This window comes from Myxococcus sp. AB056 (genome assembly GCF_006547365.1).
In the GTDB taxonomy this organism is placed as follows: Bacteria; Myxococcota; Myxococcia; order Myxococcales; family Myxococcaceae; genus Myxococcus; species Myxococcus virescens.
The window spans coordinates 1-12,597 of sequence record NZ_VHLB01000069.1; the positions used below are offsets into that span (position 1 = coordinate 1).

The following is a 12,597-nucleotide window of genomic DNA, read 5'->3' on the forward strand; positions in this document are numbered from 1 at the left end:
AGCGGCCGGCTTTCAACAGCTCGACGACCCGCTCACGGAACTCCGGCGGGTATGGGGGACGTGACTTCGGCATCGTGGGACCCTTTTCGCACAGCGGGTGGAACTCCACGAAACCGGGGCAACTTCAAGTGGGGCGACATCGAGCAGATGCCGGCCACCATCGAGCTGTTGAAGGTGGCGCCCTCCACCATGGAGTTCTACGAGCCGCACGAGTTCGAGCGGCTGGTGGAAGCGGCGGCGAAAGTGGACCACCAGCACCTCGTCTTCATCCTGCTCGGCGGCGAGGCGGGGCTGCGCTGCGGCTAAATCATTGCCCTGGAGCAGACGGACGTGGACTTCACCCGGGGTTTCATCCACGTCCGCCGCTCGGAGTGGGAAGGGCACGTCACCCTGCCCAAGGGCGGACGGGCCCGGCAGGTGAACATGACCGCCCGGCTGGCGGACGCCCTCCGCAAGCAGCGGCACCTCCGGGGCGAGCGCATCCTCTGGCGGGCCGACGGCCACCCGAAGGTGACTCAGGTGCTGCTGAACAAGTGGATGAGCCGCATCCAGCGGCTGGCCGGGCTGAAGGTGACGGGGGGCATCCACATCCTCCGCCACACCTTCTGCTCCCGGCTGGCAATGGCGGGCGCCCCGGCCAAGGCCATCCAGGAGCTGGCCGGGCACCAGAACCTCTCCACCACCCAGCGCTACATGCACCTGAGCCCAGCGGCCAAGTCAGCGGCCATCCGGATGCTGGAGGGGCCGAAGCCGGAGGCCCAAAATGGAGACGGGCTGGAGACCATGAAGATCTCCAGCCCGTAACCAAATAATTCTGAATACTTAGGTGGTCGGGGAGACAGGATTTGAACCTGCGACCCCTTGGTCCCGAACCAAGTGCTCTACCAGGCTGAGCCACTCCCCGATATGTCGCCTCGCCGGACGGTCCTTCTCGGGACCGGCGAAGTGCGGGCGGTAGTACCCGAGCCGCCCAGCCGAGTCAACGTCCTCGGACCACCTTTTCTTCCGCCCCTCCCCGCCCAGAGGGAGCAGGCAGCCGGGCCATGCCCGGGTGGCCCCCGACTCCGCTTCCCAAGACCACGAATTTCCTGTACTCCCGGACAGTTTCCCCCCCTGCTACACTCACGAGGCAGCCTGCATTGTTGCACCGCGATGCCATGACGCCGCCCCCCGTCGTCCTCATCTCCGATGACGAGCCCCTCATCGTCTCCGCCCTCGCCCGCGAGGGGAAACGGTCCGGGCTGAACTGCATCTCGGACACCACGTCCGAGCGCGTCCTGGAGCTCGCCCGCGAACACCGGCCGGCCGTCATCATCCTGGACATCAACCAGCACCAGGACGGCCGGGACTTGCTCGCCCAGCTCAAGCAGGACCCCAACACCCGTGACTGCAAGGTCATCATCCTCAGCGCCGTCGAGGACCAGTTCACCCGCCACGTCTGCTTCGAGCTCGGCGCCGACGACTACGAGGTGAAGCCCTTCGACCCCACCTTCATGACCCGCGTCGCCCGGCTCGCCTCCTCCGTGGCGCGCCCTCGCACCTGAAGTCCGCCGCGCCTCACGAGCGCAGCGAGCGGATGGCCTCCGCGTAGTCCTTCGCGCCGAAGACGTAGCTGCCCGCCACCAGCACCGTGGCCCCGGCCTCCACCACCCGCTTCGCCGTGGTGGCGTTGATGCCGCCGTCCACCTCGATGTCCACGTCCTTCAGCCCGCGCGCATCCAACATCCCGCGCAGCCGGCGCACCTTCTCCACCGTGGACTCGATGAAGCCCTGGCCACCGAAGCCCGGGTTCACGCTCATCAGCAGCACCATGTCCACGTCACCCAGCACCTCCTCGATGGCCGACAGCGGCGTGCCCGGGTTCAACACCACCGCCGGCTTCGCCCCGGCATTGCGAATCTGCTGAAGCGTCCGGTGCAGGTGCGGACTGGCCTCCACGTGCACCGTCAGCACGTCCGCCCCCGCCTTCACGAAGGCTTCCACGTAGCGCTCCGGCTCCACAATCATCAGGTGCACGTCCAACGGCTTCGTCGCCACCCGCTTGATGGCCTCCACCACCACGGGGCCAATCGTGATGTTCGGCACAAAGCGGCCATCCATGACATCCACGTGAATCCAATCCGCACCGGCGGCTTCGATGGCGCGGACCTCTTCGGCCAAACGGCCGAAGTCACAGGACAAAAGCGAAGGAGAGATGCGAACGGGGCGGCGGCTCATGCCGCGCTTCATAACCGCAACCCGCGCGCTGGCTAAGGCCGAACGCAACGCGGCGACGTCCACCAGACAGCCAGGGACCTGCCAGGTGGGTCCCCCGAGGCAGTGTGCTGTCTACCCGTGCTAGAACTTTGTAGCCCTTCGCGGCCGCTGGCCGCTTCTCACGGAGCCGCCTGGTGCTCGCCCAACCCGCCCCACAGCCCGAGCTGAACCGCCGCCTGGCGAAGCTCACGTCCATCCTGGATGTCGCGAAGGCGATGAGCGCCGAGCGCGACCTCGACCTGCTCCTGCCGCTCATCCTCTTCGAGGCCACCAAGGTGGTGGAGGCGGACCGCTGCTCGCTCTTCATCCTGGACCGCGAGCGCAACGAGCTGTGGAGCAAGGTGGCCCAGGGCTCCAAGAGCGAAATCCGCCTCCCGGTGGGCAGCGGCGTCGCCGGACAGGTGGCTCAGACGGGCGCCATCATCAACATCCCCGACGCCTACGCCGACGCTCGCTTCAACCGCTCGTTCGACGTCTCCAGCGGCTACCAGACGAAGACCATCCTCTGCGTCCCCATGCGCGACGCCGGCGGCGAGGTGACGGGCGTCATCCAGGCCCTCAACAAGCTGGACGGCGCCAGCTTCAACGCCGAGGACGAGGAGCTGCTGCTCGCCCTGGGCGCCCAGGCCGCGGGCGCCATCGAGAACGCCCTCCTCCACGAGGACATCAACCGCCTCTTCGAGGGCTTCGTCTCCGCCTCCGTCGTCGCCATCGAATCCAGAGACCCGACCACCGCCGGCCACTCCGGCCGCGTGGCCGACCTCACCGTGGCCATGGCCCAGGCGCTCGAGCACCTGTCCACCGGCCCCTATGCCCACACGCGCTTCTCCGCCGGGGAGATTCAGGAGCTGCGCTACGCCTCGCTGCTGCACGACTTCGGCAAGGTGGGCGTGCGCGAGCCCGTGCTGGTGAAGGCGGAGAAGCTCTACCCCCATGAGCTCGAAGGCCTGCGCGCCCGCTTCCAGCTCGCCCGGAAGGACTTGCAGCTCCAGAGCTACCGCCGCCGCCTGGAGGCGGTGAAGATTCGCGGCCAGGCGAACCTGGCGGAAATCGAGGCCGAGGAAGAGGAGCGGCTCGCCCGCGAGTCGTGGCAGTTGGACGAGGTGCTGGAGTTCATCCTCTCCTGCAACCGCCCCACCGTGCTCGCGCAGGGCAACTTCGAGCGGCTCCACGAGCTGGGCGCGCTGCGCTTCCTGGATGCCCACGACAAGGCCCAGCCGCTGCTGCTGCCGGGGGAAATCCAGTCGCTCTCCATCGCCCGCGGCACGCTCTCTCCCGAGGAGCGCCGCGAAATCGAGAGCCACGTCGAGCACACCTACCGCTTCCTGTCCCAGATTCCGTGGACGCGCACGCTGCGCCGGGTGCCGGAGATTGCCTACGCCCACCACGAGAAGCTGGATGGCACCGGCTACCCCCGCGCGGAGAAGGACATCCCCGTCCAGTCACGGATGATGTCCATCTGCGACATCTACGACGCGCTCACCGCCAGCGACCGGCCCTACAAGAAGGCCGTGCCGCACACGCTCGCGCTCGACATCCTCCGGCGCGAGTCCGACGCCGGGCAGTTGGACCCGGCGCTCTATGCCGTATTCATCGAGGCCGACATCCCCCGGAGGGTCCTCCAGGGAATCAAGTAGCCGCTCAGCCCTGGATGGTGTGCAGGCGCAGGCTGTTGATCTTGCCCGGCTGCCCCACCGGCGCACCGAACACGATGACGATGCGGTCGCCCTTGCGGCCCAGGCCTCGCGCCAGGAGCTCTTCCTCCACGCGCTTCACCATGGCCTCCGTGTCCTGGGTGGGCTCCAGCACGCGCGGCACCACGCCCCACAGCAGCGACAGCCGGCGGCGCACTTCCTGGTTGGGGCTGAAGGCGACAATCGGCACCGTGGGCCGGTAGTGCGACAGCAGGCGCGCCGTCACACCCGACAGCGTGAAGGCCGCGATGAGCGAGGCGTTGCTCGCCTTGGCCGCCTCGCAGGCCACGCGCGCGATGACGTCCGGGAAGTGGTTGGGCAGCCCCAGCGGCGTCTCCAGCACGCGCATCAGCGACTGCGTCGTGCGCGCGGAGGACTCGGCCGCCAGGATGATGCGCTCCATCATCTGCACGGACTCGATGGGGAACTTGCCGCTGGCCGTCTCGCCCGACAGCATCACCGCGTCCGCGCCGTCGAACACGGCGTTGGCCACGTCGCTGGCCTCGGCGCGCGTGGGGCGCGGGTTATCAATCATGGAGTTCAGCATCTGCGTGGCCACGATGACGGGCAGGCCGCGCAGGTTGGAGCGCCGGATGATGTCCTTCTGGACGGCCGGCACTTCCTCGGGGGGAATCTCCACGCCCAGGTCGCCGCGCGCCACCATCACGCCGTCCGTCTTGTCCAGGATGGCGTCCAGCCGGGCAATGGCCTCCGGCTTCTCCAGCTTGGCGATGATGGGCACCGTGCGGCCCACCTCGGCCATGGCCTGGCGCGCGGTGTCCAGGTCGGACGGCTGGCGCACGAAGGACAGCGCGATGTAGTCCACGCCGGCCTTGATGCCGAACACCAGGTCCTCACGGTCCTTCGGCGTCAGCGCCTCCGCGCGCACCGCCACGCCGGGCAGGTTGATGCCCTTGTTGTTCTTCAGCGTGCCGCCGTGGATGACCTCCGTGCGGATGAGCTTCTGCTTGTCCGTCTCCAGGACCTTCAGCTCCAGCAGGCCGTCATCCAGGAGGATGCGGTCCCCCTGATTCACGTCCGCGGCCAGGAACGGGTACGTCGTGGACACGATTTCGTCCGTGCCCGGGACCGTTTCGTCCGTGGTGATGTGGAAGGTGCCGCCTTCCTTCAGCTCGGTGCTGCCCTTCACGAAACGGCCGGTGCGAATCTTCGGGCCTTGCAGGTCGCCGAGGATGCCCACCGCCTTGCGAACCTTCAGCGACGCGGCGCGCAGCTTCGCGATGTTCTCCGCGTGCTGCTCGTGGCTGCCGTGGGAGAAGTTCAGGCGAGCCACGTCCATGCCGTTCTCCAGGAGCGCTTCGAGCATCTCCTGGCTCTGGCTGGCGGGACCGAGGGTGCAGACAATCTTCGCTCTTCGCATAGAGCTCGTGAGGATGGGTTTCCCTCACGGCAGCGTCAAGCACGCTGCATGGGCCGCTTCGCTCGGTAAAACGGTAAATGAGCCAGCGAACGACGCGGCGCTCAGCCGCGCAACAGCACGCCCAGGTTCTCCCGCTCCCAACGCAGTGCGGCGGCGTAATGCGGGAATGTTCGCTCGCGTTCGCGGAAGGCACGCGGGTGATGCACGCGGCGGCCACCCCGGCCCGTGCTCGGGAAGAGCTGGTGGAGCATCTCGTGAAAGATGATGAACTCCACGAAGAAGGAAGGCACCTCGGGGGTGTCCAGCGCCGGGTGGATGCGAATCTCCCGCGTCTGGTGGTCGTAGACGCCCAGGCGGATGGACTTGCGACGGCGGCGCGGAGGCATGCGCCCCCAGCCAATCCGGGCCTGGATGAGGCCCTGGAAAAAATCTCGGTTGGTGGCGTCGTAAAGCGCCTGGAGGTCGAAACAGCGCCCGCGCGGGTTGAGGTCCGCGTCGGATTCGCGGCGCATCTGGCGGATGCGCGGCTGCTGACCGCGGATGTACTCGTCCAGGATGGCGCCCGCGGTGCGGTGTCCCCGGCCCGCGTAGTCCGCCACCGCGCGCACCACCGGCTCCGGCGCGTCCAGGAACATGTGGTGCAGCCGCAGCGCCAGCACCGCGGAGCCCCGGCGGAAGGACACCATGGTGGAGCGGTTGTCCGTCACCGACAGGCGCACCGGCATGCCCAGCTCGGCGCTCAGCCGCCAGGCCAGCGATTCAGCCCGGGACCACAGCTCCTCCCGCGTGGGCGGACGCGTGACGATGCGGGGTGCCTCGTCGGGCAGGAGGTTGCGCTGCGGCATGGGCACGGGCGGCGCGACGGGCCGCGGCGCGGGCGCCACGGGCGCGACAGGTCCCTCCTCGGGCCGGAGTGCGGCCGTTCCCTCCGTCGCGCGGCTGGCGGCAGAGAGACCTCGAGGGAAGAGCGACGTCTGGCGAAATTGCTCGGGGGACACGCGGCTGCGCATCGTACCCCGCACTTCCGGGGACTCAAGGGCGGCGGTCCCCTGCCCGCCTCCTCACCGTCAGCCCGTCAACCGCGCTCGCACGCAGCGTCCACTAACAGGAGGGAAAGGCAGGCGAGCGTACGACGCGCCCTCACGGTGCGGGCGGCTCCGCGTGCCGGGACTTGAGGAGCCGCTCCAGGCGCTCGGGCTCCATGCGCACCACGAAGGTCTTCTCGCGCGTGAAGGTCACCTGCCCCGGCGCGCCGCCCTTCACCTTGCGCACGAACTTCGCGGGCACGTAGCTCACCTCGCCGCGCGGCTCGCCCTTGGCCCCGGAGTGGTGCAGCGCCAGGTGCGCCGCGTCCAGCAACACCTCCTGCGCCACCTCCTGCCCCTTCTCCAGCGGCAGCACCACGTGGCTGCCCGGGACACCGCGCGCGTGGAGCCACAGATGCCAGGGCCTGGCCACCTTGAAGGTGAGCGCGTCGTTGTCCTCCGAGCCGCGCCCCACCCAGATGCGCGCCCCGCCATGGCCCACGTACTCCTTGAAGGGCCGGCCCTCCCGCGCGCCCTCGCCCCCACTGGGGAGCTGAAGCACCTCCGCCTGCGACAGCAGCGCGGCGTCCTCCATCCGCTCAATCTGCGTGAGCGCCTGCTGCGCGTGCGCCACCTCGCGCGCCAGCTCCGCCTCGCGGTGACGCGCCTGCTCCACGCCCCGCAGCAGCCGCCGGTACTGGTGGAAGTGCCAGTCCGCCTCCTCCTTCGGGGTGCGCTTCGGGTCCAACGTCACCCGGACCTCCTTCGCGCCCTCCTCTGTATAGGCGGTGAGCACCGCCTCGGTGGCGCCCCGCTTGAGGCAGTAGAGGTTCTGCGCCAGCAGCTCGCCCACCTCGCGGTGCTTCTCCGCGTCCGGGCCGCGGGCCGCCTCGGCGCGCACCTTCTCCAACGTGCGGGAGGCGCGCTTGAGGCGCGCGCGGTACGGCTGCGCCAACCGGCGGCGGATGGTCTCCGAGCGGCTGGCCTTGTCGCGCGCTCCGAGCAGACGCTCCGCGGCCTGGGAATACGGCAGCGCATCCGAGTCCTGGGGAGCGAGCCGAGAGGGTTGGCTCCGGGCCTTCTCGCGGGCCTCGGGCGGCGGCGGCTCCGGCGGCGTCCACGCCGCGCCCGGATGCAGGCCCCGGCGCTGCGCGAAGCCCTCACCGGAGAGCATCAGCACGCGGCCGGTGTCGCTGAGCAGCAGCAGACCACCGGGCGCGCCCACCTCTAGAAGGAGGCGCCTGCGCACGTCCTCGCGCTCGAAGTCGAAGGCCACCACGCGCTCGGCTTCCATGAAGCGGGCGCCCATGAGCTTGAAGCCTGTCAGCTCCTGACGCAGCCACCGCTGGAAGGGGGCGGGCTCGCCCGGCGTGGGGAAGCGATCATCCGCCACGGACACCCGGGCCAGGTCGCCTTCGGCGCACAGGCACAACAGGATGGATTTGCCCGGGACGCGAAGCTCCACGTAGGCGAGCCTGGGAAGGGGACACCAGGCCTTCTGCGCCACCGCGCCAGTGAGGCGCTCCGCCAGCTCCGCCACCACCTGCTCCAGCTCCACGGGACGCAGCGACATGGGGCACTCCGGGTCCTGAAAATGAAAACGGCCCGGCGGGTTTCGCCGAGCCGTTCACCGGACGTCAACTACCGTCCGCTCATGACGACGGGACTGCTCAGGACTCCGGCGTAACCGGGGCCGCCACCGTCTTGGCCTTGGTGGTGCGCTTGCGAGCCGGGGCCTTCTTGGCCGCCTTGCGGGTGGTCTTCTTGGCGGCCGCCTTCTTGGTCGCGGTCTTGCCAGCCGTCTTGCGAGCGGTCGTCTTCTTCGCCGACTTCGCCGCCTTCGTGGCCTTCGCGGTCTTGGCAGCCTTCTTGGTCGCGGACTTCGCAGCGGTCTTCTTCTTAGCGGCCATCAGAATCCTCCAGTTCAGTGGTTGGCCCCAGGTCAACCGAGGCCCTGCACTCTTCTTGATGGGAGTGAGTGCTTGAAGTGAATGGTACGGGCGACATGCCAGTGTGTCAACGCATGGTGATGTATTGCATCGCGTGCGAGGCCGATTTTTCGGCATCGAGCGCGTCCGGAGGTGCCGAACGCCACCTCGCGGACACTCGCGAGCGCATCCGAGGTGTCGCGCGCGAGGCCGAGTTTCCGGCTCCGGACACGTTTCGGCCACTTTCGAGCACGACGTCGGCGCATGCCGCGGCGCATGCGCGCGAGCGACGCGGCGCTTTTCGTCGTGGGGTGCGGCGTCTACGGTTCGCCACCACATGAGCGCCACCGAGCAGACCTTCCCCGCGGACTTCACCTTCGGCGTCGCGACCGCCGCGTACCAGGTGGAGGGCGGCATCGAGAACGACTGGGCCGAGTGGGAACGCGCCGGGAAGCTGAAGGAGCCGGACGCTCGCTGCGGCCCCGCAGTGGACCACTGGAACCGCTACGAGGAGGACTACGCCCTGGCCCGGGCGGTGGGCGCCACCGCGTTCCGCATCTCCCTGGAGTGGGCGCGCATCGAGCCGGAGCGCGGGCGCTTCGACGAGGCGGCGCTGGAGGCCTACCGGGAGCGGCTCCTGAAGATGAAGGCCCATGACCTGCGGCCGGTGGTGACGCTCCACCACTTCACGCACCCCACCTGGTTCCACCGGGAGACGCCGTGGCACCAGCCGGCCAGCGTGGACGTCTTCCGGCGGTACGCGAAGCGGTGCGCGGCGCTGCTGGAGGGGCTGGACGCGCTGGTCATCTCCTTCAACGAGCCCATGGTGCTGCTGTTGGGGGGGTATCTGCAGGGCGCCATTCCTCCGGGCCTCGCGGATGGCCCCACCACCATGCGGGCCATGGAGAACCTGGTGCGCTCGCACGTGGCCGCCCGGGAGGAGCTGTTGTCCCGGCTGGGCCGCGTGGAGCTGGGCATCTCCCAGAACATGCTCGCCTTCGCGCCGGACCGCTGGTGGCACCCGCTGGACCGCGCGCTGGTGAGGCTCGGGGCCCAGGCCTACAACCATGCGTTCCACGAGGCGCTGGCCACCGGCAAGCTGCGCGTCACCATGCCGGGCGTGGCCTCCACGCGCGTGGACATCCCCGGCGCGCGGGACTCCGTGGAGTTCATCGGGGTGAACTACTACACCCGCGCGCACCTGCGCTTCGTGCCGCGCCCGCCCTTCATCGAGTTCAAGTACCGGGACATCCACGGCCGGGGCCTCACCGACATCGGCTGGGAGGACTGGCCGGAGGGCTTCCTCCAGACGCTGCGCGACGTGAAGCGCTACGGGAAGCCGGTGTGGATTACGGAGAACGGCATCGACGACCGCGCCGGCGCCCGCCGCCCCCACTACCTCCATTCCCACCTGGCCCAGGTGCTGGCCGCGCGCGCGCAGGGCGTGGACGTGCGCGGCTACCTCTATTGGAGCCTGCTCGACAACTTCGAGTGGCTGGAGGGCTGGGGCCCGCGCTTCGGCCTCTACCACGTCGACTTCGACACGCTCCGCCGCAGCCCCACGCCCGCGTGTGATTACTTCCGCGCCGTGGCCACCGGACGGAAGCTGGTACCGCCAGACGCCGTCCGCCCCTCGGGCGATTGAGCGGCGCGCCGCCCACGAAGGGCACGCGCTCCCTCCTTATATATAGAGAAGCGCCGTGCCCTCAGCCCAGGGCCGCCCGGTAGTCCACGTCCTGCTCCTCACCGGGGCCCGCCAGGTCCACCTGGGCCGCGGCGAAGAAGCGGCGCACGCAGTCCTCCACCGCTGACGGCAGGTCCAGGCCGTTCACCTCCGCACGGAAGGCCGCGGCGCCATACAGGCCGTGGGCGTACCACGCCAACTGCTTGCGGAAGGAGCGCACGGCGCCCAGCGGGTCCCCCATGAAGTCCAGGTGCGCCCGGAAGTGCTCCAGCACCAGCTCACAGCGCTCGCGCGGCGTGGCGGGCGGGCCTCCGAGCAGCTCGCGGAAGATCCACGGGTTGCCCAGCGCGGCGCGGCCAATCATCACGAAGTCACAGCCGGTGGTCTCCAGCATGCGCACCGCGTCCGCGGGCGTCTTCACGTCCCCGTTGCCGATGATGGGCAGCTCCGGGAAGTGGCGCTTGAGGTCGGCGATGACGCTCCAGTCCGCCTGCCCCGAATAGCCCTGCTCGCGCGTGCGGGGGTGGATGGCCAGCCCCGCGCAGCCCGCCTCCTGGAGCGCGCCAGCCACCTGAAGATAGTTCAGGCTGCGGGCGTCCCAGCCCGAGCGAATCTTGCAGGTGACGGGCAGGCCGGTGGCCTCGCGGATGCGCCGGACGATGTCCGCCGCGCGGGGCACGTCACAGAGCAGGCCGCTGCCCGCCCCGTTCTTCACCACCTTCTTCACCGGGCAGCCCATGTTGATGTCGATGATTTGCGCGCCCGCCTCGCGCCCCACCACCGCGGCCCGAGCCATGGCGTCCGGCTCGCCGCCGTAGATTTGGAGCGAGTAGGGCCGCTCCACCTCGGCGTCGTAGCGCAGGTACTTCAACGTCCGCTGGTTGGCGCGCATCAGCCCCTGCGAGCTGACGAGCTCGGTGGGACAGAGCGCCGCGCCCAGACGGAAGGCGAGCACACGGAAGGGCATCTCGCTCACCCCGGCCATGGGGGCCAGGATGTACGGATTCGGCAGGGTGTAAGGACCAAGCTGCGGCATGAAGGGCGGGGAACCTAGCGGATTTGCCCGGGACATGGCGGAGACGGTGAGCAAGTGCCTGCGCCCGGAGGTCCTAACGGTTAAGGTCCGTCCCCATGTTCCGCTTTCGCCTCGGGAGCATTCCCGTCGAAGTCCACCCCAGCCACCTGCTGGTGTCCGGCATGCTGGCCTGGAGCTCCGTCCCCGCGGCCCAGAACGGCTGGCCGTTCCGCCAGGTGGATGGAGCCCCCCCCCTGGGCCACGCCAGCGCGATGGTGGTCTACATCCTGTCGTGGATGCTCATCGTCTTCGTCTCCGTGCTCATCCATGAGATGGGGCATGCGCTGGCCAGCCGCCTGTTCGGCTACCGGCCAAGCATTGCGCTCGTCTGGATGGGTGGCCACACGCTCCCCACCGACGCGCCAGGCCCCCTCCCGTGGAAGCGGGACCTGCTCATCACCGCGGCCGGCCCCTTCTTCGGGCTGATGCTGGGGGTGACGAGCGGGGTGGGCTACCTCCTGCTCGAGGGCCGCTCGCCCGCGCTCGACTTCTTCCTGCTCACCTTCATGATCGCCAACTTCTTCTGGGCGTTCCTGAACATGCTGCCCGTGCTCCCGCTGGATGGGGGGCGCATCACCACCACCCTGGCCACGCGGGTGTTCGGTCCACGGCGCGGCTTCGTGCTGGCGCAGGGGCTGGCGCTGCTGGTGTGCGTGGGGGCCGTGGTGTACGGCCTGCGGTCGGGTTGGCTCCTGCTCACCCTCATCTTCGCCATGTACGGCATGCAGTCCTTCCGCGTGGTGGCGGAGGCGCTGCGCAACGGACAGGCGCAGAGCGTCCCACTGGAAGGGCCGCTGGCGGAGAAGCTGCGCGAGGCCCGGGCCGCGCTCGACGCGGGCCGCATGGACGAGGCGCGGCGGCTGGGCGCGTCCGTGCTGGAGGCCAACGAGGGCCTGACGCCGCGAGTGGCCAGCCATGCCCACCACCTGATGGGCTGGATTGCCCTGAAGGAGGGCCAGGGCCGCCAGGCGCTGGACCACTTCTCGCAGGTGCAGGGCCTGCCCGTGGAGCCGCACGCGGTGGCGGCGTCCTTCTCCCTGGTGGGCGATGACGCCCGCGCGGTGGAGTGGTGGAAGCAGGCCTGGCAGTCCTCGTCGGACCGGACCGTGATGCACGAGTACGCCGGCACGCTCATCCGCATGGGCCGCGAGTCGGAGGCCCTGAAGCTCCCGGGCCTGGACCCGGAGGCGGCGTTCTCCTGCGCGGAGCGGGTGCTCTTCATCCGGGGCGCGTACTCGGAAGCCGCGGCCGTGGGCGAGGCGGCGCTGCATCACGCGCCCAGCGCCACGCTGGCCTATGACGCGGCCTGCGCCCATGCCCGCGCGCGCAACGTGCCTGACGCGATGCGGCTGCTGCGCCGCGCCACGGAGCTGGGCTTCACCGATGGAGCCTATGCCGCCTCGGACGAGGACCTGGCGCCACTCCATGGGTACCCCGCATTCGAGGAGTGGTTGACGGAGCTGCGGCAATCCGCCGCCTCCTGACAGAGGGATGACAGGCGGGGGTGTTGATGCGGGGTGAGGCTGAGCACGTTCCAGCTCGGCCCACCCAGCG

12 protein-coding genes and 1 tRNA gene are annotated in these 12,597 nt (G+C 69.5%); 6 read left to right on the top strand and 7 right to left on the bottom strand.

Annotation, left to right across the window (positions count from 1 at the left end):
- Window positions 1–60 precede the first annotated feature (60 nt).
- Window positions 61–306, top strand: a complete 246-nt coding sequence (locus tag FMP39_RS38160; RefSeq protein ID WP_228558346.1) for a hypothetical protein — start codon at window positions 61–63, stop codon at window positions 304–306.
- Between the two features lie 9 nt (window positions 307–315).
- Complete coding sequence (locus FMP39_RS38165) at window positions 316–804, top strand: tyrosine-type recombinase/integrase (RefSeq protein WP_228558345.1); 489 nt, start codon at window positions 316–318, stop codon at window positions 802–804.
- 23 nt (window positions 805–827) lie between these two features.
- Here FMP39_RS38165 and FMP39_RS26055 read toward each other — a convergent pair.
- Window positions 828–904, bottom strand: a tRNA-Pro gene (locus tag FMP39_RS26055).
- A 253-nt stretch (window positions 905–1,157) separates the two neighbouring features.
- On the opposite strand from FMP39_RS26055, the gene FMP39_RS26060 reads away from it, so the two are divergent.
- On the top strand, window positions 1,158–1,544 hold the full coding sequence (locus FMP39_RS26060) for a two-component system response regulator (RefSeq protein WP_044276566.1): 387 nt from the start codon (window positions 1,158–1,160) through the stop codon (window positions 1,542–1,544).
- Window positions 1,545–1,557: 13 nt separating this feature from the next.
- Here FMP39_RS26060 and rpe read toward each other — a convergent pair whose 3' ends face one another.
- Window positions 1,558–2,217, bottom strand: coding sequence for a ribulose-phosphate 3-epimerase (rpe, locus tag FMP39_RS26065; RefSeq protein ID WP_140867369.1), 660 nt, complete (start codon window positions 2,215–2,217; stop codon window positions 1,558–1,560).
- Between the two features lie 173 nt (window positions 2,218–2,390).
- On the opposite strand from rpe, the gene FMP39_RS26070 reads away from it, so the two are divergent.
- Window positions 2,391–3,893, top strand: coding sequence for an HD family phosphohydrolase (locus FMP39_RS26070; protein WP_141592877.1), 1,503 nt, complete (start codon window positions 2,391–2,393; stop codon window positions 3,891–3,893).
- Window positions 3,894–3,897: 4 nt separating this feature from the next.
- Here FMP39_RS26070 and pyk read toward each other — a convergent pair whose 3' ends face one another.
- From pyk to FMP39_RS26090, 4 genes are all read right to left on the bottom strand, one after another.
- Window positions 3,898–5,331 (bottom strand): pyruvate kinase, encoded by a 1,434-nt coding sequence (gene pyk, locus FMP39_RS26075; RefSeq protein WP_141592878.1) that lies wholly within the window; start codon window positions 5,329–5,331, stop codon window positions 3,898–3,900.
- Window positions 5,332–5,432: 101 nt separating this feature from the next.
- Window positions 5,433–6,353: a hypothetical protein gene (locus tag FMP39_RS26080; protein WP_141592879.1), complete on the bottom strand. Its 921-nt coding sequence runs from the start codon at window positions 6,351–6,353 to the stop codon at window positions 5,433–5,435.
- Window positions 6,354–6,471: 118 nt separating this feature from the next.
- Window positions 6,472–7,929, bottom strand: a complete 1,458-nt coding sequence (locus tag FMP39_RS26085) for an NFACT RNA binding domain-containing protein (protein WP_141592880.1) — start codon at window positions 7,927–7,929, stop codon at window positions 6,472–6,474.
- A 97-nt stretch (window positions 7,930–8,026) separates the two neighbouring features.
- Window positions 8,027–8,266 carry a hypothetical protein gene (locus FMP39_RS26090; RefSeq protein WP_020478039.1) on the bottom strand — a complete coding sequence of 80 codons (240 nt, stop codon included), beginning with the start codon at window positions 8,264–8,266 and terminating at the stop codon, window positions 8,027–8,029.
- 355 nt (window positions 8,267–8,621) lie between these two features.
- Here FMP39_RS26090 and FMP39_RS26095 point away from each other — a divergent pair, with 355 nt between their 5' ends.
- On the top strand, window positions 8,622–9,929 hold the full coding sequence (locus FMP39_RS26095) for a glycoside hydrolase family 1 protein (protein WP_141592881.1): 1,308 nt from the start codon (window positions 8,622–8,624) through the stop codon (window positions 9,927–9,929).
- A 61-nt stretch (window positions 9,930–9,990) separates the two neighbouring features.
- Here the strand turns inward: FMP39_RS26095 and dusB are convergent, their stop codons facing one another.
- Complete coding sequence (dusB, locus tag FMP39_RS26100) at window positions 9,991–11,004, bottom strand: tRNA dihydrouridine synthase DusB (protein ID WP_141592882.1); 1,014 nt, start codon at window positions 11,002–11,004, stop codon at window positions 9,991–9,993.
- Window positions 11,005–11,099: 95 nt separating this feature from the next.
- Between dusB and FMP39_RS26105 the strand changes: the two genes are divergently transcribed.
- Window positions 11,100–12,527 carry a M50 family metallopeptidase gene (locus tag FMP39_RS26105; RefSeq protein ID WP_141592883.1) on the top strand — a complete coding sequence of 476 codons (1,428 nt, stop codon included), beginning with the start codon at window positions 11,100–11,102 and terminating at the stop codon, window positions 12,525–12,527.
- The last annotated feature ends 70 nt before the right edge of the window (window positions 12,528–12,597 follow it).